A 19,838-nucleotide genomic window follows, 5' to 3' on the forward strand; every position below is an offset into this window, starting at 1 on the left:
TCCCTTACGTAACCTTTGAATATATATATCTATATCTTTCATTAATGCTTTGGCTATTTTCCAGCGCAAGTTTTTTTATGCGGGATCGATTGTTTGGTTAATAAAAAAGCAGCACAGAATTTGTCTGTGCTGCTTTACTTTTTAATGTTATTGAACTAATTGTGTATCGGCTGGTTCATTGTAGACTGTTGTATCGAGCTCTTTTGTTGCACGGCTTGATACGACACCTGAAACCATTGACCCGCTTACATTAAGTGCTGTACGACCCATGTCGATTAAAGGTTCTACCGAAATTAAAACACCTGCTAACGCAATCGGTAAATCCATTGCAGATAAGACGATAATGGCTGCGAATGTCGCACCACCACCTACACCTGCCACACCAAATGAACTAATCGCCACAATTAAAATTAATGTTGCGATAAAGCCAGGTGTTAACGGATCAATACCTACTGTCGGTGCAATCATTACGGCCAACATTGCCGGATAAACACCAGCACAACCATTTTGCCCGATTGAAAGACCAAATGAAGCAGCAAAGTTGGCAATGCCATCAGGAACACCAAGACGCTTTGTCTGCGTTTGAATATTTAACGGTAATGCTCCTGCACTTGAACGTGAAGTAAAGGCAAACAGCAATACTTCTGCTGTTTTTTTCAAGTAAGTTAATGGACTTAAACCTGTTAATGCCACAATGATCAAATGCAGAATGAACATAGCGATCAATGCAACATAAGAAGCTAGAATGAATTTACCTAAATCCATAATCGCCCCTAAATCACTCGTTGCAACGGTACGTGCCATAATGGCAGCTACACCATATGGAGTTAAACGTAAAATAATACGTACAACACCCATTATTAAACCGTAAAGTGCATCGACACCTTTTTTAACATTTGCCGCCGTTTCTTCTTCTTTTCGACGGAGTGTTAAATAACTAAATCCTAAAAATGCCGCGAAAATTACAACCCCAATTGTTGATGTTGCACGAGATCCTGTTAAATCCGCAAATGGATTTGCAGGAAACATTGATAAAATCTGTTCAGGTAAAGGTGTCACTTCTGCCGAACGTTCAACCAATGATTCACCGCGTGCAATTTCAGCTTCACCTTGCATAATTTGAGATGCATCTAAGTCAAATAACACAGTCGATGCAATACCTAAACCAGCTGCAACAGCAGTTGTACTGATTAAAACTGATAAAATAACCGCTGCTGACTTACCTAAGTTTTTACCAAATGTCACTTTTGTAAATGCAGCTAATATCGAAATGAATACTAAAGGCATCGCAATCATCTGCAGTAATTTTACATAGCCAGTTCCGACGATGTTGTACCATGGCACAGTTTCATTAATGGCATCCGACCCTACCCCATATGCAAATTGTAATCCTACCCCAAGTATAATACCTAAACCTAAGGCGATAAAAACACGATTTGAAAACTTAACATGCTTTGTTTTAAGGAAATATAAAAAAGCAATGACAATAAGCAGCAAAGCAATATTAAGCAATACGTAGAAATTCAAAGTAAACTCCTCCAATTTTATAAATGTACTCCATTATATTACTCTATAATCCTTATAAGTCAAGTTGGCATTAATTTTTTTTAATTCTCTATTGTATGTTATTTACAAAATAAATGACCTATATTATAATTATTCTAAATAAGAAATAATTCTAATCTAATTGAAATTCATTATCAGTCCTTATCAATATTAATAATCATTATCAAGGAGGTATTTATGATTAATTCTAATCGAGAAAACTTATCATTAAATGAGAAAATCTTAGAACACAAAGAATTAATTGCTGCTTTAGTATCCGGCTTTATCATTTTGCTCGCGTGGCGAATGGAGTCAACAGAGCAAACGACAGCCGCTGTAATCGCATATTTAACAGCATTTTTTATCGGTGGATATGCAAAAGCAAAAGAAGGTATTGAAGATACAATAGAAAGCAAATCTTTAAATGTAGAAATTTTAATGATTATTGCTGCCATTGGTTCTGCCATTATCGGTTACTGGATGGAAGGTGCTATATTAATCTTTATATTTGCCTTAAGCGGCGCACTTGAAACATATGCAATGAATAAAAACAATCGTGAAATCTCTTCATTAATGGAACTGCAGCCAGAGGAAGCATGGCTTGTACGAGGCGGATTTGAACCGATTAAAGTTTCCGTAAAAGATTTGAAGGTAAACGATCATATATTAGTAAAACCAGGTGAACGTATTCCAGCAGATGGCGAAATTTATAAAGGTATTTCAACAGTTGATGAGGCAGCGATTACCGGTGAATCAATGCCTATCACGAAAAACGCGGGGAATGAAGTTTTTGCCGGTACAGTAAATTTAAACAGTGTGTTAACTGTAAAAGTAACGAAGCCTAGTTCCGAAACATTGTTCCAAAAAATCATTACACTTGTTCAATCTGCACAAAGCGAAAAATCACCTTCCCAACAGTTTATTGAACGCTTTGAAAGTGTGTATGTAAAAGCAGTATTATTGGCCGTAGCACTCATGATGTTTTTACCGCACTATTTATTAGACTGGGATTGGACGACAACTCTTTACCGCGCAATGGTATTACTTGTTGTTGCTTCTCCTTGTGCATTAGTTGCTTCTATTATGCCGGCTACCCTTTCAGCGATTTCCAATGGGGCGAGAAACGGGATACTTGTTAAAGGCGGTGTGCATTTAGAAAATTTAAGCTCGATCCGCGTATTGGCAGTAGATAAGACTGGTACATTAACACAAGGAACACCTGTTGTGACGGATTTTGTTGTTCGTGATGATTTAGATAAACAGCAGACGTTAGCTTTAATAGCAGGGATTGAAGGACAATCAAACCACCCTCTTGCACAGGCGATTAACGCATTCGCAAAAGAGCAGGATGTCATCAACGAGCAAAATATTACCATTGAAGATATTCCTGGTTACGGAATGAAAGCGCAGTTTAATGAACAATCCTATATAATCGGAAAACCTGACTTTGTTGGAGCAAAATTGGCAAAACAATTTGCTGATGGAGCGCTCGAACAATTAGCGAATGAAGGTAAAACAGTTGTATTTCTAAAAGATCACCAAGGCATTGCAGCACTTATCGCCCTTAAAGATGTCGTTCGGGAAGAGGCAAAAAAAGCGGTAGCTGCACTGCAAGAGCTAGGTATTAATGTAGCCATGCTGACTGGTGACAATGAAACAACCGCAAAAGCAATTGCAAAAGAAGCTGGTGTTTCGACTTATGTGGCGGAGTGCTTGCCGGAAACGAAGGTCGAGCATATTAAGCAATATGAAAAAACATCCGGCCATGTCGGCATGGTTGGTGACGGTATCAATGATGCCCCTGCCCTTGCTACTGCCTCCGTCGGTATTGCAATGGGTGGCGGTACAGATGTCGCACTAGAGACAGCGGATGTAATATTAATGAAAAACGACTTATCTAAAATTGCCCATGCCGTTAAGCTTTCGCGAAAAATGCAGCGTATCGTGAAACAGAACATTATTTTTTCATTAACGGTTATTGCTCTGCTGATTATTTCGAACTTTTTCCAAGCAATCAGCCTTCCTCTAGGCGTTATTGGTCATGAAGGCAGTACGATTTTAGTTATTTTAAATGGATTACGTATGCTGAGTAAAAATGTTTAGTCCAATAATAAAGGTGCATCCCAACAACAGGATGCACCTTTTTGCTTTCTCTATTAAACTAGTACAAACCATAATGCCATTGTGAAGATAATTGTCGTTAAACCCATCAGCAATGTTGCCATCGTTTGCGCTTTATATGCATCCGTAACCTTCATTCCGCTGTATTGAGTAATTACCCAGAAGAAACTATCGTTTACATGACTGACTGTCATAGATCCCGCACCAATTGCCATAACGACTAATGCTAACGGCACTGCCCCTTCGATTCCTAAAGTCGGTAGCATCGGTGCAATTAAAGAAGATGTAATAACTAATGCTGCAGTTGAAGAACCTTGCGCTGTTTTTAGGGCAGCGGCAATTAAAAACGGAACTAATAAAAATAATGCGCCTGTTGCTAAAGCACCCAAATCCATTTCCTGCAGTTTATCACCGACGCCTGTATTTTTAATAACCGTACCAAATGCACCACCAGCACCTGTGATTAATAAAATTGGTGCTGCTTCTTTTAATGCTTCACCGATCCAGTTTGATAAGGTTTCTTCACTCAGTTCAGGCAATAGTAAAAAGGCAGCAAAGACCCCTAATATAAGTGCAACTGTCGGTGAACCTAAAAACCTGAAGAACGTATTAACTCCCGCTTCCGGGTCACCTACTAATGCAGCGACAGAACCTGCCCCGATCAATACAATCGGCAATACAATTGGTAAGAATGACTTGAATGTAGAAGGCATTTTACCAAACGACTTAATAATTTCATCGTAATCCAATGCCGGCTCATCATCTGCCTCAACCCGAATTTTCGATGCTACTTTAGTCGCCCAAATATAACCTACGATTGTTGCTGGAATAGCAACGATTAATCCAATTAAAATGATTGTGCCTAAATAATCTGCTGCACCAATATTTCCAGCAGCCGCAATCGGTCCTGGTGTAGGCGGTACGAGTACGTGAGTTGCATATAAACCCGTAGCTAAAGCAACTGCCATTGAAGCAATTGTTACGCCTGCACGTTTAGCCAGCGCTTTCTTTAAACTCGTTAAAATAATATAGCCTGAATCGCAAAATACCGGAATGGATACAATGTAGCCAATGATTGACATTGCTAATTGCGGTCGTTTTGGTCCAATTACCCGCAATACGACTTCAGCCATACGATATGCAGCGCCGGACTTTTCTAATATAATTCCAATAATCGTACCTGCTACGATGACGATACCAATGCTCGTCATCAGCCCTCCAAACCCTGTGTTAATACTCTCTACAACTGTTAACAAAGGCATACCCGCTGCAATACCAACAAAGAATGAACTAATTAATAATGCAAGAAAAGGATGAAGCTTAAGTTTTGCCGTTGCAAAGACAATGAACAACACACCAATCAGAATAATTAGAAACAACATTTCTCCCCACTCCTTTATATTAATCTTTTTATTAGATCCGTAATCTTTTGTTCCAAATAATAACTTGGATTATTTAATGATTGCTCAGCCGAAATATCATTACCGACAATACTTTCAACTTGATGAAAATAGGTTTTTAGAATACTGGAATTTTCAATCATTCCCGAAATTAAAATTGTTGGCACACCTTTTTCTTTTGCCAGCTTAGCAACCCCTATTGGCGCTTTTCCGGAAAGTGTTTGCTCATCCGATTTCCCTTCACCTGTAATGACAAAATCCGCTTTGTCCAGGTGATATGAAAATTGCACTGCTTCCAGCACAATATCTACACCAGGCTTAAACTGATGAGGGAAAAACGCCATAAACGCCGAGCCTATTCCACCAGCCGCGCCAGCTCCTGCACGATGACGGACTTTTACATTTTGCTGTGATTCAATTATAGTAATATAATGTTTTAAATTTTGATCAAATATATTAATATCATGCGGATTTACTCCTTTTTGCGGACCAAATACAGTTGTAGCTCCATTCAAACCTATTAACGGATTATCTACATCACAGGCAATCATAAATGTACTTTCAGAAATTCGTGAATCGAAATTAGACAAATCGATTATTTCAAGTGCATTAAATTGGTATACATCGTTTAAAATTTCGTTACCATCCTTGTCATGGAACTTCATTCCAAGTGCCCTCAGCATCCCCTGGCCACCATCATTTGTGGCGCTTCCCCCTATGCCGATAATAAAGTGACGATACCCTGTATCCATTGCATGTTGTATTAATTGACCTGTTCCGTATGTTGTTGCAAAGCGGGGGGTTTTTTCTTCTTCATTTATAAGTGTTAGCCCTGAAGCTTGAGCCATTTCTATCACACAAGTTTTTCCATCGCCCAGTACTCCATATTTTGCTTCAATCCGCTTCCCTAAAGGATTTTGAACCGACGCTGTCAAATATTTCCCTTTTGTAGCTTTGACTAATGCGTCAAGGGTTCCTTCACCGCCATCTGCAATCGGTAAACAAACTGTTTCAATCTTATTGTCCACCTTTTTAATCGCTTCCTTTATCACTGATGTAACCTCTCCGGAAGACAAAGTTCCTTTAAAGGAATCCGGGCTTATAATAATCTTCATTTGATTCCTCCCTCACATGAATAAAGCGCTTACAAAAATTATAGTAGTAATATTCTGAATTTACTTTATACTTGTTGTATAATTTTTTATTAATTATTACTTTATTTTTATACGAGGTGTATAAATTGTTAACAATAAGACTGGCAAATGAAATTGTAGAACAAACAATGCTGCGGTTAAAGCGTAATGTAAATGTAATGAGCATTGACGGTATTATATTAGCTTCCGGAGATAAGGAGCGGGTGGAAAAGTTTCATGAAGGCGCGAAGTTTGTAGCAGAATCGAAGAAAACGCTCATAATATCAGACGACAATATTCATGATTTCCCGCAAACTAAGCACGGGATAAATTTGCCGATCTTTTTTCAGGAGGAAATCGTTTGTATTATTGGAATTACCGGTGTGGTCGATGAGGAACTGCTAAATATTTCTTCATTAGTTCAGTTAACAGCAGAGGTATTAGTCCATCAGGCTCTTATTGAATCTAAAAGCGAATGGCAGCGGAAAATGAGTGTACATATTTTTGAGGAACTAATTAGTGGCACTTCTATAAATCGGTTTGTAAAAGAACGGATAAATAAACTGGCCATACCCTTTATTGCCCCCTATTGCATCATATTATTAAAGGCCGAACAAAAGACTGGTTCCCACCGGACACTCATACAATATATCGATGATTTCTTTTATAACAAACCCGTTATCTTTGGACACTTTCAGCTAGATGAATACTTTATTTTAACTACAGAATTGGATCAAACAACTTTAACAAAAATAGTGGAAGCATTTAATACTTATATAAAAAGCAAATTCAGTATTAAAATAGCTGTCGGTGAACATGTCGAAAATCTTGAACGGTTACCGCATTCCTATAAAACAGCGCAGTTAGCTTTAAAGCATCACCATACCGTCTCGAAAGTAATCTACCATAAGGAAGTTGAAGTATTCACCTTATTTAATCCAGAGGTGGCCCATCCCTACAGTATAAAAACATTGAACCAACTGGATGATAAATTAATTGCTACATTGCAATGCTTTTTTAATAATAACAAGTCAGCTTCAGCGACTGCCGACGAATTGCAAATACACCGACATACGTTAGCTTATCGGCTTTCTCAAATTAGAGAGCAAACCTTTTTAAATCCTGCGGAGTTTCATGATGCATTAAAACTGCAAATCGCACTATGGCATCGTGAAGGACTGAACCTATAAAAAAATGAGGTTGGGATAGAGGTAGAAGTACCGATGGATAAGAAGAAAAACATTATTAAGAACGGATATTTTGTAAAATTGATTGGAATGGAGGGCGAGTGTAGCTGTCGGCTAACGCCTTTCGCTACAAGCAAAGCTTCCTGCGGGAATAGCGTGACGCCTGAGACTACAGGCTCAGGCCACGCCCGCGGAAAGCGTCCCGGAATGGAAATCAATTTTTAACGCTCAGCAAATAAATGCTATTTTTCTCAAAGAGAAAAATAGCATTTCTGGATTATCTAATTTCCACCTAAAAAACAGGTGATTTGGCTTGCTTTTTACTTTCTTTAGCAAGTTGCCTTTTTTGGAATGACGCATTAAGCAATCCGCCTAATATGATGATCATTCCTGTGAAATATAGCCAAAGCATTAAAATAATGACCCCACCGATACTGCCGTATGTTGAACTGTAATTGCCAAAATTATTAATATAGAATGAGAACCCGTACGTTAATACAAGCCAGCCCAAAGTCGCAAAAACAGCACCCGGAATCACACTGAACATCGTTAACCGAGGATCTGTATTCGGCACAATCCAATACATGACTGATATTACGATGAAAATAAGTGTTGGCGGCGTAATCCAGCGCACAAAGGTCCAAACGCTTGCGAATGACTCCTCTACACCTAAATAGCCGAATACGATATTGCCGATCTGCTGACCAAAAACCGGGAATACAAGTGCTATTAAAATAACTGCAACTAATGCAATTGTAAAAACAAGTGACCATAAACGGTTTAAAAATCCTGCTCTGCCTTCTACATCATACGCACGGTTTAATGATTTCATCAGTGCATCTACACCTCTAGAGGCAGACCATAGTGTACCAATGATACCGATTGAAAGTAAACCGCCGTTTTGATTGTTCAAAACATCTGTTAATGTCGTTTCGATCAGTCCATATACTTCTTCCGGCATAACATCACTTAAAAAATCGAATATTTGCCCTTGTTCCAAATTTAAGTAAGGTAAAAGCGTTACCATAAAAATAAGCATAGGGAAAAATGATAACAGGAAAAAATAGGCCAACTGTGCCCCCATGCCTGACATGTCCACATTTTTAGTTCGATAAATTAAATCTTGGATAAACCCTTTTGTCGTCAGTATATTTATTTGGCTACGCTCCGGTGAAACATATGATTTAACTAGCGAAATCTTTTCTTTTAGTTCTCCCTTTTCTTCCATGCTGCCACCACCTGTTCACATTATGTTGATTCAGTGGATATCATGGACATCCGATTACCCGATTTGTTCATCCTTTTTTGAGAAAGCCTGAATCGTTTCTGAAACCATACTTTGAATTGTAGCAGGTAACTCTTTAATATCATTTTCATTTTGCATAATTGATTGGACACCATTATTTACTGTCCCATACAAAGATTGCGCTTGTTCCATCTTAGTTTCTACCAACGCCACTAATTCATCACGATTTTCAGCATAGTATGCTACTGTATCTTTTGCTTTCTTTGCTGTTTCTACAGTATGCTCACGTGTTTGTTTATCCAACATACTAATTGCTGCACCTGTTACTGCTCCAATTGCTATAAAAGGTAATAGTTTACTTTTCATTAGTTTTCTCCTCCTACTATATGCTTTCGTATTCCCCTAATATTTTTTCATAAAACTTATCTATATGTATTTTAACGAATATCCAATATTATTAAAAGTATTCAGTCAACTTTATCCTGTTGACAAGTTGATGGTTGCATGAAATGATATTTTTGTAAACATTGAAAGGTAGGGGCAAAAATTATGGACTTATCCAACCCATCGCAACAGAATGTCATCTATATGATCGAGCAAATTAAAGAAAAACTTCGTATGGTAAATGTTGATGCTATGCAGTCTTCTGCATTTGATGAAGAAAAATACGAAGATCTACAATATTTATACGAAATGGTTATGAAACGCGATTCATTTAGCCCAAGTGAAATGAATGCCATCGTAGCTGAACTAGGCACCCTTCGTAAATAACATCAATAGCATAGTGTGAAAAAGAAGCTCATCGATTAATTCGACAAGCTTCTTTTTTTATTCCCTATTCCCCAGGAAATATTAATTATTTATTTAATTCGACAGCAATTTTTGCACCTACACGGGCATTATGTTTAACAAGGGCAATATTGGCATCCAGTGATTTACCTTCTGTCAGCTCTTTCACTTTACCCAATAAGAATGGCGTTACATTTTTGCCTGCGATGCCTTGTTCTTTCGCTTCATTTAATGCATTGTCAATAATTCCGTCAATAACACTTGATTCCATAGCATCTTCTACTGGGATTGGATTTGCGATCAATGCACCGCCACGTAAACCTAAATCCCACTTAGCACGTAGAATTGCAGCAGTTTCTTCTGCAGAATCAACGCGGATATTTACATCGAATTCACTTTCACGTGCATAGAATGCAGGCAATTTATCTGTTCCGTAACCAATTACCGGTACACCTTTAGTTTCAAGGTATTCCAATGTTAAGCCGATGTCTAAAATTGATTTGGCACCTGCACATACTACAGCCACATTTGTCATTGCCAGCTCTTCCAAGTCTGCAGAAATATCCATTGTAGTTTCAGCGCCACGGTGAACCCCACCAATACCGCCTGTTACGAATAGTTCAATACCAGCAAGCTCAGCACAGATCATTGTTGCCGCTACAGTAGTTGCACCGATTTTCTTTGTTGCAAGTAAATAGCCAATATCACGACGGCTTGTTTTTGCTACACCTTGAGCATTACCGAACATTTCTAATTCTTCATCAGATAAACCAATTTTAATTTTCCCATCGATTAATGCGATTGTTGCCGGTACTGCACCGCCATCACGAATAATTTGTTCTACTTCACGAGCTGTTTGTACATTTTGAGGATATGGCATACCGTGTGAAATAATTGTTGATTCCAACGCTACGATTGGTAAGCCTTTCTCTTTAGCTTCTAATACCTCTTGTGAATATGATAAATATTGTTTCATTATAAATTCCTCCATTCGATTAAGTTGTCTTTTGTTAAATCTTCACGTACTGTTTTGTCCGATTGCAATGTTTTCGATGCATTTACCAACCCGAGCTGGATTGCTTCTTCAAGCTCTTCATCGTTTAATAAACCATGTAAAAATGCACTAACAAAAGCATCTCCGGCACCTGTAACATCTACTATATTTCTAGTTGCAATGGCTTTGTAGTGTACTATATTACCTTCGTTCCCCACCATTACTCCATGTTCGCCAAGAGTGAGCACAACATGCTCCGCTCCTTTTTGCAACAACATGTTAACAGCCTTTTCATATTGGCTATATGTTTCCAGCTTCACATTTAAATAGCTTTCCGCTTCATCTCGATTGCAAATAAAGTAACGGATACCGTGCAGATCCTGCGACATATTCTTCATCTTAGGTGAAGAAACAGGGATAACCGCCAATGCGATATTACGCTCTATTGCGAAATTCCTAATATATTCTACTGTTTCTAATGGGCTGTTTAAGTCAATGACAATACAGCTGGCATTTTGTAGTATCGCCTCGTGCTTTTTTAAAATACTCGGCAACAACTGATCATAAATCGCCATATTTGCCATCGATATTACCAGTTCACCCATATTATCAAGTACTGCTGTATAAGAACCTGTATTATAATCGTTTAATTTCTCTACTAAATCCACATTCATCATACTCTTACAATTTTGTTCAATAAATGCACTATCATGATCTTCACCCATTACAGTAATTAAAGAAACACGGTTGCCTAACCGCCCTAAGTTTTCAGCGATATTGCGGGCAACACCGCCTACCGATTCTGTAACAGAAGCAGGATTGGAAGTCCCTAATTGGACATTTTGCTCAATAGTGAATTTACGATCGATATTGGCACCACCAATTGCAATGATTTGATTTTTCTCTGGCAAAACATAGGCACGTCCTAAAATTTCCCCTCGTTTTATAAGCGAAGAGATTATATTAGCAAGCGCTGGCCTGGACATTCCCAGTTGTTCTGCCATTTCCTGTTGTGATAAGTAGGGATTCTTCTTTATTAATTGGAAAATCAATTTTTCCTTTTCATTCAACTTTATCACCTCTAATCAAACATTTGTTTATTATTATAAACTTTTGTTTGCGTAATGTCAAATTAATATTAAATTTTTCGTCTTGCGTAGTATGGAAGTACTTTTTTCTTTTATGAGCTGTGACATAACAAAAAAGCTGTTTGGAAAGTTTCCCTTCCAAACAGCTTTCTTGCTATTCTACTATTACATCGCCATTTTCTGCTATACGTGGCTGTACGAGCACTTCAACACGGCGGTTTTTGGCTCTGCCTTCTTGAGTATCATTCGTAGCTATCGGCTGGAATTCTCCGAAACCTTTTACACTGAAGTATTTGGAATCAAGTTGTTCATTTCCCGAAACAATTTCTTTCATGAAGTTTACTGCACGCATTACAGACAGATCCCAGTTGGAATCAAATTCCGGTGTCTTAATCGGTACATTATCTGTATGACCAGTAATGACAATATTACGCGGTGGATCAAACATTAATAATTGAGCAAGCTCGTCAGCAATTGTTGCATATTCCGCTTTCACATCTGCTCGTCCCATATCGAATAAAATACTGTCCCGGATTGTAATTAATAATCCCTCTTCTGTCATTTTCGTTTCAAACTGGTCTTCCAGCTCATTAATCGCAATAAACTCGTCCACACGGTTTTGCGTTTCATGTAGGCGTTGCTGATCTTCCATATATTTAGAGATACCTGTTGGTGTAGAGTTATCCGGTGTTTGTATGATAGATGAGTTGTCCATTACACCTGTGCCACCGGTAAAAATATTATTAAATACTGCAGACATTTGCTCCAATTTTTTCTCATCCACTGAGCTTGATGCAAAAAGTACAATAAATAATGCTAGTAATAACGTTAATATATCTGCATAAGGTACTAACCAGGACTCGTCAATATGTTCCTCATGCTTTTTATGTCTTTTACGCTTCTTTGCCAAGGCCACCCGCCCCGCTTTCGGTAATTTGCTTACGTTCTTCCATTGTTAAATATGAAGCCAGCTTTTGCTCGATTACACGAGGTGCTTCACCTTCAAGTACGGATAAAATCCCTTCAATCATCATTAGCTTTTGCTTAACTTCTACAGCGGATTTACGTTTTAACTTGTTGGCAAATGGATGCCATAATACGTACCCAGTGAAGATACCTAATAATGTCGCAACAAAGGCCGCTGAAATGGCGTGTCCTAATTTATCAATATCAGACATATCTTTTAATGCAGCAATAAGGCCTACTACAGCACCTAATACCCCAAGTGTCGGTGCATAAGTACCTGCTTGTGAAAAAATGCCTGCTCCACTTGCATGGCGGTCTTCCAGCGCTTCAACTTCCTCTGTTAAAACATCGCGAATATAGTCTGCGTTTTGTCCATCAATCGCTAATGTCAGTCCATTTTTTAAAAATGGATCTTCAATTTCAGCTGCTTTGCTTTCTAATGCCAATAGCCCTTCACGACGAGCTAAATCTGCCCATTGTGAAAACATTTTGATCAAGTCGATATCACTTGCGAGTTTTGTTTCTGAAAATAAAATTTTAAAAAGCTTTGGAATTCTTTTTAATTCCTTCATTGGGAAAGCGATTGTAACTGCAGCAATCGTACCAAAAATAATAATTAAAATAGCAGCAGGGTTTATTAACACTTCCGGTGTAACGCCCTTTAAAAACATCCCGAATAACAGGGCGATAAAGGCGATGATAACCCCAACAACTGATGAAATATCCATATGTAGTACCTCCAAATTACGATGTCTTTTCTTATTTCGGTATATTTAAATTTTTATTAACTTCCTTTACACTTGTTATAAGAAGATTTTTTTATTTTTGACACATTATTGTTCTTTTCTGAGCTGGAATATGAGTAATAATAGGTTAAGAATTAACTAATTTTTAAGATAATTATTGGAGGAATGAATCAATGAATTCAACGTTCGAAGCAAAGCTAACGAAATACGCAGAACTAGCAGTAAAAATCGGTGTCAATATTCAGCCAAATCAATATTTGTATATTGCAGCCTCTATCGAATCGGCACCATTTGTACAAGTAGTGACAAAAATCGCTTATGAAATTGGAGCCAAACAAGTATTTGTAGATTATACAGATGATCAAATTACACGCACTCGATATGAGCTGGCACCGTCGGATTCTTTCGATTTCTTCCCGCCTTGGAAAGTACAGGAACGTGAATGGCTTGCTGAAGAAGGTGCGGCATTTATGAGCATCGTATCCCAAAGCCCCGATTTACTGTCTGGCATTGATTCAAAACGTATTGCATCATTCCAAAAGGCTTCAGGCACTGCATTGAACAAATATCGTCAATATGTTCAGTCAGATAAAATTAGCTGGACGGTCATTGCAGCTCCATCTAAACAATGGGCTCGTAAAGTATTTCCTGAATTGCCGGAAGAAAAGCAAGTAGAGGCATTATGGGATGCCATCTTTAAAGCAACACGTGCGGATCTGGATAACCCGGTAGAAGCATGGGCACAGCATAATGACAACTTGCATGAAAAAGTTGATTACTTAAACAATAAAAACTATGCAAAATTACACTATTCAGCTCCAGGGACGGACTTGACGATCGAGCTTCCTAAAGGACATTTATGGTGCGGGGCAGGCAGTATTAACGAAAAAGGCGAAGAATTCATGGCAAATATGCCGACAGAAGAAGTTTTCACAGTACCACATAAAGATGGTGTAAACGGGTATGTATCTAGTACAAAGCCATTAAGCTATGGTGGTAATATTATCGATAACTTTAAACTTACATTTGAAAACGGTCGTATCGTTCAAGTAGAGGCAGCACAAGGTGAAGAAGTATTAAAAAATCTTGTTGCTACAGACGAGGGATCACATTATTTAGGAGAAGTGGCGCTTGTTCCATTCCATTCTCCAATTTCACAATCGAATATTTTGTTTTACAATACACTATTCGATGAAAATGCATCAAATCACTTGGCAATTGGCAGCGCCTATGCATTTTGTATCGAAGGCGGCAAGTCAATGTCGTCTGATGAGTTAAAAGCTCACGGTTTAAATGAGAGCATTACACATGTCGACTTCATGATTGGCTCTGAACAGATGAATATTGATGGTGTTACAGCTGATGGGCAAAGCGAGCCAGTTTTCCGTAATGGGAACTGGGCATTTTAACCGCTGTTTTACTTCCGGCTTTACCGATAAATAAAATTTCAAGATGTCGCCATATTTACAGTTTTTTCTACATTAACTAACTAAATTACCCTACAATGTTCCAATTTAATAGGGTATAATTGGTTAATGATTGTTATTACTAAATAGAGAGGAGTTTTTATAATGTTTGATCACCATTATCCGTTCTTATCTGACTACTATACGTTAGTGTTAGGGTTTACGGTTATACTTCTTGTATTCTTATTTATGTTTATTATGTACTTACGTATTGGTTTACAATCACACGACTCTGTTATAGTAGATTCAAAGGCAAATACATTTGCGCCAAACGAAAAATCATTGGATGGTCACCATCATCATTAAATTTTTTTACAACCACTCTATTGAGTGGTTGTTTTTTTGATATTAATACATCACTTCTTCTTTATTTATTTTATTTTTAACTTTATTAGTGCGCATTTGTTTGAATTATCTAAAAAATATTTTACAATAAAACAAGAATCGAAAGGGGTTTGAAGAACAATGTCTGCATTGCAAACGATTTTAGAATTTAACGAAAAATTCGTAGAAGAAAAACAATATGAACAATATGCCACAACGAAGTTTCCAGATAAGAAAATTGTAGTTTTATCTTGTATGGATACACGTTTAGTAGAATTACTACCTAAAGCTATGAACTTGCGCAATGGGGATGTCAAAGTTGTAAAAAGTGCAGGGGCAATCGTAAATCACCCATTCGGCGGGATCATGCGCAGTTTACTTGTAGCCGTTTATGAATTACAGGCAGATGAAGTATATATTATCGGCCACTATGACTGCGGAATGAGTGCAGTTGATCCGAACGTAATGATCGGCCATATGCTTGAACGCGGGGTTAAACAGGAAACGATTGATGTCATCAATTATGCCCGTTTTGATTTAAAAGAATGGTTACGCGGTTTTGGGGATGTTAAAACAAGTGTATTAAAAAGTGTGGATTTAGTCAGAACACATCCGTTAATGCCAAAAGGCGTTCCAGTACATGGTCTTATCATCGATCCTGCAACAGGAAAACTTGATTTAGTAACAGACGGCACAGTTGAACAAAAATAAATAATAAGTAATTAGCGACAGCGCTCAATATAATGAGCACTGCCGCTATTTTTTATAATGAGGCCCCTTTATATTCCCGCTGTAAAATGGCGTACATATAATGATCCACCCATTTTCCGTTTATATATAATAGCTCTCGTAATAACCCTTCTCTTGTAAAGCCCGACTTTTCCAATACACGAATGGAAGCAGAATTTTGCGGGGCGACATATGCCTCAATCCGGTGAATATTTAACGTAATAAAAGCAAATTCCATTACTAGACGTACCGCTTCAGTGACAATTCCTTTACCTGTAAACTTCTCATCCATCGAATAGCCGATAAAACCGCTTGAATAAGGTAAACGTTTAATTGAATAGAGGGAAATATGCCCGATTAACTGACCTGTTGCATTATAAAAAATGCCGAATGAAAATTCCCGGTTTGACTGCAACAAATGTATGCTTTCCAAAATTTTATTGTACTGTACTTGTTCTGTATAAAATTCATCGCGATGTAATGGCTCAAATTCGGACCAATACATTTTATTGTCATTTAATAATTTTGCCAATCCTTTCGCATCGGACGGGGTAAACGTGCGAAGCGAACATTGTTGCCCAATAAGTTGAACCATTGGACCCTCCTTCTTGTGAAATAGCTTGAATAAGCTTTTCATTGAACCACCTACATTTCATTTCAAAGCTTGCTACCGTTTTTTCAACTTTTTCTTTTTTGATTTTACAGGCTTTGGTGTTATATCTATAAATTCCGATTTCTCTTTATGTGCAGTTGTTTTATTACCGCTTTCGAAAATGTTCGTGAGCTTTAATCCGCGCTTTGTAACTTCTTTTTCTATATGGATAACTACTTCTTTTAGTACTTGAACACGTGCATAGTTTTTGTCGTTCCCCGGAATTAAGTGCCAAGGAGCGTTTTCAGAATCAGTTTTTTCAAACATTTCATCGGCTGCCTCACAATATAAATTAAATTTATCACGGTTCCGCCAATCTTCAGCCGTCAATTTCCATGATTTATATGGATCGGCTGCTCTTTCATTAAAACGTTTAAGCTGTTCATCCGAATCGATATGAATCCAAAATTTTATCATTATATAATCTTCATCTGTCAATTGCTTCTCAAAACTATTTATTTCTTCATAAGCACGCTTCCATTCTGCTTCTTCAGCAAAACCCTCTATACGCTCCACCAGCACCCGACCATACCAAGAGCGATCAAAAATCGCAATCTGGCCATGCTGCGGCAGCTTTCTCCAAAAGCGTTGCATATAATGATAGCGCATCTCATGGGGCTGCGGGGCAGAAATTGGCCATACCATTAACCCACGCGGATCGATACGTTCTGTTAAACGCTTAATCGCTCCCCCTTTTCCTGCTGCATCCATTCCTTCAAATGCAATAATAAGGCCAATTTTATTATTAAATAAAAATTGCTGGGCATTTAGCATTTCATATTGCAAAGCTTTCAATTGCTTCTTATAGATTTCTTTCTCCAGTTTTTGCGATAAATCCACATCTTGTAGCTTTTTCAAATAGTGCTGCCTCCCCTATTCCATTTATTATGTATATTTTACTCGAAAGTGTATGCAATTGGTAATTGTTGCGGTTATTTATTTGAATCATTTGATTATTTTATGTCGGCATCCTGTTTTAATAGAACAAAAAAACGCGGGCGCACTTATATATGCACCCACGGTTATAATTTAGTCTTCCAATGTTGTTAAAATGATTGGTTTATCTTTCGTTACAATAATCGAGTGTTCGATCTGGGCAACTAATGATTTATCCGGTGTAATAAATGTCCAGCCGTCACCTGATTCTACGATGTGCTCAGCCTTCGCCGAAATGAACGGCTCTACCGCCAACACCATGCCTTCTTTCATGATTGTCGTATCCCAAGCATCGTAATAGTTCAATACATGGTTTGGTTCTTCGTGTAATGATTTTCCTAAGCCGTGTCCTGTTAAGTTCATAATTACCGTCAACCCGTGATCACGTGCTTCACGCTCTACCGCTTTACCGATCTGATTTAATTTCGAACCTGCTTTAACCTTTGTCATCGCACGGTCAAATGCTGATTTTGCTACAGAGCAAAGTTTTTCTTTATCTTCATAACCTTCACCAACAACAAAAGAAATACCTGTATCTGCAAAGTATCCGTTTAAAGAGCCCGATACATCAATGTTTACGATATCGCCGTCCTGAATAACCTTGTTCCCTGGAATGCCATGTGCAACTTCGTGATTTACTGAAATGCATGTATATCCCGGAAAATCGTATTCGCCTTTAGGACCAGAAACCGCGCCTGCTTCCGCAAACATACGGCCTGCAATTTCATCTAATTCTTTCGTTGTCACGCCAGGTACTGTCGCAGCTTTCATTGCCTCGCGAATTTCAGCACAAATGCGTCCAATTTTTTTAAACGCTTCTATTTCTTCTTGTGTAGTAACAATCATGTGTAACTTCCTTCCTCTTAAACAATGTCTACCCTTAACTATAGCATACTTAATATCGGTTGTAATTGTTCAAGGATTTTAAAATTATTTGGATTTATGATCAAATTAATACGACATTGTACAATAGAAAATAGAAAAAGCTTGCAACGGGAAAATAATCCCTTGCTGCAAGCCTTGAGTTTTCAATTCATTATGGTGTTTGTGCTTTTTTGAGTAAACGGGGTGCAGATGTGAATAATATAACTGCAATAACCGCTGTAATTATTGTAGCAGGTACCATATAAGTACTGTTATAAATTATTGAGTAGATCCACACATTATCATCGCCTGCGTACTCTTTAAAGAACACGACACCTGCGAGCAAGTGCGAAACAAATCTTAAAGCTCCGCCTATTAGAGCTCCTATAACGATATAAATTGCCATTTTTACTTTATTGAGTGATTGTGTTGCCTGTAATAATGGCTTTCTTACAATTGCCGCCAATCCTACTACTGTAAAGGCTAGACCGTAATCTAAAATCGCCTGAAGCCAGTGTACTATGTAAGCGCCGAACATCATTTGCATAACGCCGATCAGCAAGCCTGTTGCAAGTCCTGCTGTTAGTCCCCAACGAATGGCCATTAACATAATCGGTACCATAACAAAGCTGATTGACCCGCCCTGTGCCCACATTTTAAAAGATACTTGGTCCAATACAAGTCCGATGGCAGCAAATATCGCTATCTCCACCATCATCAATAATTTTTTTCTGTCCATAACAATTCCCCTTTCTTTTATCCGATGTAACAAAAGTGAAGAGGGATAGAATGGAACTTTTACTTCTTCTAGGTATTTAGAAAAAGCAAAAAACGATAATCAGGACAAAAGCCTGACTATCGTTTGAACAGTCGGATTCTATCCACATCCCTACGCAAGTGCTAACTTACAGGTTCAAAGAGTCAGTGCAATCCCGTGCACAATCTCAGCCGACTTTCTCGGCACCCCTTGTGGTACATCTAAATTTTTATTGTTTGAACATGCTCATTGTAACGAATATTTCTACAACTTTCAACAACTATTATTTTGAAACGTACTAGAATTACATATAATAGATACGAAGGAGTGATAAATGATGGATCAATCGAAAGGTTTAAGTGCACTAAGCTATTTGAGCTTTTATTTTGCACCGTTTATTTTACCGGTAATTATATTTATCGTTACGAAAGATGAAGCCGTTAAAGGCCATTCTAAAAAAGCTTTTATTTCTCAACTAATTCCAATACTGTTAGGGATTTTGTACATGATTTACTTTTTCACTTCCGTTCTTTCCTGGAATAACACTTTGACAGTGAGCGTGCAGGATTTCTTTATTAGTTCCCATTTTATCGGATTTATTCTTTTAGTCCTTATTACGTTTATTCTGGCGATTTGGAATCTAGTCCAAGCGATTAAAGTTTTACGTTAATGTTTATGATAGCTCCTTCTTTGGGTATATTTTTTATACGAAATGTATTCGTTAAGGAGTGTGTATCATGAAATTAAATAAACTCATTAAAACCGCAATTAAATATGGACCGATCGTGTACCCGATCATTAAAAAAATGATGGATAAAAAATCTGCACCCCAACCAGCAACTACACGACGAACGCCAAAACGTTAATACAGAAAAACACATTTCTCACTAAAACT

Annotated in this window: 21 protein-coding genes and 1 riboswitch; of the genes, 8 read left to right on the plus strand and 13 right to left on the minus strand. The window is 37.9% G+C overall.

Going from position 1 to position 19,838, the window contains the following annotated elements; translation table 11 throughout:
• Positions 1–147: 147 nt before the first annotated feature.
• Positions 148–1,527, minus strand: a complete 1,380-nt coding sequence (locus CBM15_RS10195; protein WP_008405708.1) for an L-cystine transporter — start codon at positions 1,525–1,527, stop codon at positions 148–150.
• A gap of 216 nt (positions 1,528–1,743) precedes the next feature.
• Between CBM15_RS10195 and CBM15_RS10200 the strand changes: the two genes are divergently transcribed.
• Complete coding sequence (locus CBM15_RS10200; RefSeq protein ID WP_087617413.1) at positions 1,744–3,648, plus strand: heavy metal translocating P-type ATPase; 1,905 nt, start codon at positions 1,744–1,746, stop codon at positions 3,646–3,648.
• A gap of 53 nt (positions 3,649–3,701) precedes the next feature.
• Here CBM15_RS10200 and CBM15_RS10205 read toward each other — a convergent pair whose 3' ends face one another.
• Both CBM15_RS10205 and CBM15_RS10210 read right to left on the minus strand, forming a co-directional pair.
• Positions 3,702–5,048 carry a GntP family permease gene (locus CBM15_RS10205; protein WP_087617414.1) on the minus strand — a complete coding sequence of 449 codons (1,347 nt, stop codon included), beginning with the start codon at positions 5,046–5,048 and terminating at the stop codon, positions 3,702–3,704.
• A gap of 14 nt (positions 5,049–5,062) precedes the next feature.
• Positions 5,063–6,181: a glycerate kinase gene (locus CBM15_RS10210; protein WP_087617415.1), complete on the minus strand. Its 1,119-nt coding sequence runs from the start codon at positions 6,179–6,181 to the stop codon at positions 5,063–5,065.
• Between the two features lie 125 nt (positions 6,182–6,306).
• Between CBM15_RS10210 and CBM15_RS10215 the strand changes: the two genes are divergently transcribed.
• Entirely contained in the window at positions 6,307–7,389 is a 1,083-nt protein-coding gene (locus CBM15_RS10215; protein WP_087617416.1) for a CdaR family transcriptional regulator, read from the plus strand.
• A 289-nt stretch (positions 7,390–7,678) separates the two neighbouring features.
• Here CBM15_RS10215 and CBM15_RS10225 read toward each other — a convergent pair whose 3' ends face one another.
• Positions 7,679–8,614 (minus strand): YihY/virulence factor BrkB family protein, encoded by a 936-nt coding sequence (locus tag CBM15_RS10225; protein WP_087617418.1) that lies wholly within the window; start codon positions 8,612–8,614, stop codon positions 7,679–7,681.
• 54 nt (positions 8,615–8,668) lie between these two features.
• Complete coding sequence (locus CBM15_RS10230) at positions 8,669–8,998, minus strand: hypothetical protein (RefSeq protein WP_008405697.1); 330 nt, start codon at positions 8,996–8,998, stop codon at positions 8,669–8,671.
• Positions 8,999–9,181: 183 nt separating this feature from the next.
• On the opposite strand from CBM15_RS10230, the gene CBM15_RS10235 reads away from it, so the two are divergent.
• Complete coding sequence (locus CBM15_RS10235) at positions 9,182–9,403, plus strand: DUF1128 domain-containing protein (RefSeq protein ID WP_087617419.1); 222 nt, start codon at positions 9,182–9,184, stop codon at positions 9,401–9,403.
• An 85-nt stretch (positions 9,404–9,488) separates the two neighbouring features.
• On the opposite strand, the gene CBM15_RS10240 is transcribed toward CBM15_RS10235, so the two are convergent.
• The 4 genes from CBM15_RS10240 to motA all read right to left on the minus strand — a co-directional run bounded on the left by CBM15_RS10240 (position 9,489) and on the right by motA (position 13,197).
• Entirely contained in the window at positions 9,489–10,397 is a 909-nt protein-coding gene (locus CBM15_RS10240) for a pseudouridine-5'-phosphate glycosidase (RefSeq protein ID WP_008405693.1), read from the minus strand.
• The gene (locus CBM15_RS10245) at positions 10,397–11,485 is read right to left on the minus strand and encodes a carbohydrate kinase (RefSeq protein WP_087617420.1); all 1,089 of its coding nucleotides are present in this window, start codon (positions 11,483–11,485) and stop codon (positions 10,397–10,399) included. The genes CBM15_RS10240 and CBM15_RS10245 overlap by 1 nt, the downstream gene beginning before the upstream one ends.
• A gap of 172 nt (positions 11,486–11,657) precedes the next feature.
• Positions 11,658–12,413 carry a flagellar motor protein MotB gene (motB, locus tag CBM15_RS10250; RefSeq protein ID WP_008405690.1) on the minus strand — a complete coding sequence of 252 codons (756 nt, stop codon included), beginning with the start codon at positions 12,411–12,413 and terminating at the stop codon, positions 11,658–11,660.
• Positions 12,397–13,197 carry a flagellar motor stator protein MotA gene (gene motA, locus CBM15_RS10255; RefSeq protein WP_008405688.1) on the minus strand — a complete coding sequence of 267 codons (801 nt, stop codon included), beginning with the start codon at positions 13,195–13,197 and terminating at the stop codon, positions 12,397–12,399. Before motA ends, motB begins: the two co-directional genes overlap by 17 nt.
• 191 nt (positions 13,198–13,388) lie before the next feature.
• Between motA and CBM15_RS10260 the strand changes: the two genes are divergently transcribed.
• From CBM15_RS10260 to CBM15_RS10270, 3 genes are all read left to right on the plus strand, one after another.
• Positions 13,389–14,624: an aminopeptidase gene (locus tag CBM15_RS10260; protein WP_087617421.1), complete on the plus strand. Its 1,236-nt coding sequence runs from the start codon at positions 13,389–13,391 to the stop codon at positions 14,622–14,624.
• A gap of 162 nt (positions 14,625–14,786) precedes the next feature.
• Positions 14,787–14,987 carry a hypothetical protein gene (locus tag CBM15_RS10265; protein WP_008405685.1) on the plus strand — a complete coding sequence of 67 codons (201 nt, stop codon included), beginning with the start codon at positions 14,787–14,789 and terminating at the stop codon, positions 14,985–14,987.
• Positions 14,988–15,146: 159 nt separating this feature from the next.
• Positions 15,147–15,716, plus strand: coding sequence for a beta-class carbonic anhydrase (locus CBM15_RS10270; RefSeq protein ID WP_008405682.1), 570 nt, complete (start codon positions 15,147–15,149; stop codon positions 15,714–15,716).
• Between the two features lie 52 nt (positions 15,717–15,768).
• Here CBM15_RS10270 and CBM15_RS10275 read toward each other — a convergent pair whose 3' ends face one another.
• The 4 genes from CBM15_RS10275 to thiT form a co-directional block, all read right to left on the minus strand.
• Positions 15,769–16,329, minus strand: a complete 561-nt coding sequence (locus CBM15_RS10275) for a GNAT family N-acetyltransferase (protein WP_087617422.1) — start codon at positions 16,327–16,329, stop codon at positions 15,769–15,771.
• A gap of 72 nt (positions 16,330–16,401) precedes the next feature.
• The gene (locus CBM15_RS10280) at positions 16,402–17,244 is read right to left on the minus strand and encodes a polyphosphate kinase 2 family protein (protein WP_087617423.1); all 843 of its coding nucleotides are present in this window, start codon (positions 17,242–17,244) and stop codon (positions 16,402–16,404) included.
• Between the two features lie 171 nt (positions 17,245–17,415).
• Positions 17,416–18,168: a type I methionyl aminopeptidase gene (gene map, locus CBM15_RS10285; RefSeq protein WP_008405676.1), complete on the minus strand. Its 753-nt coding sequence runs from the start codon at positions 18,166–18,168 to the stop codon at positions 17,416–17,418.
• A gap of 190 nt (positions 18,169–18,358) precedes the next feature.
• On the minus strand, positions 18,359–18,925 hold the full coding sequence (gene thiT / locus CBM15_RS10290; protein ID WP_087617424.1) for an energy-coupled thiamine transporter ThiT: 567 nt from the start codon (positions 18,923–18,925) through the stop codon (positions 18,359–18,361).
• Between the two features lie 130 nt (positions 18,926–19,055).
• Positions 19,056–19,164, minus strand: a riboswitch (TPP riboswitch).
• A gap of 116 nt (positions 19,165–19,280) precedes the next feature.
• On the opposite strand from thiT, the gene CBM15_RS10295 reads away from it, so the two are divergent.
• Entirely contained in the window at positions 19,281–19,613 is a 333-nt protein-coding gene (locus tag CBM15_RS10295) for a magnetosome magnetite crystal formation protein family (RefSeq protein ID WP_039966819.1), read from the plus strand.
• A 67-nt stretch (positions 19,614–19,680) separates the two neighbouring features.
• Positions 19,681–19,809, plus strand: coding sequence for a hypothetical protein (locus tag CBM15_RS19535; protein ID WP_008405671.1), 129 nt, complete (start codon positions 19,681–19,683; stop codon positions 19,807–19,809).
• Positions 19,810–19,838 lie beyond the last annotated feature (29 nt).

Source organism: Solibacillus kalamii (assembly GCF_002174535.1).
GTDB classification, from domain to species: domain Bacteria; phylum Bacillota; class Bacilli; order Bacillales_A; family Planococcaceae; genus Solibacillus; species Solibacillus silvestris.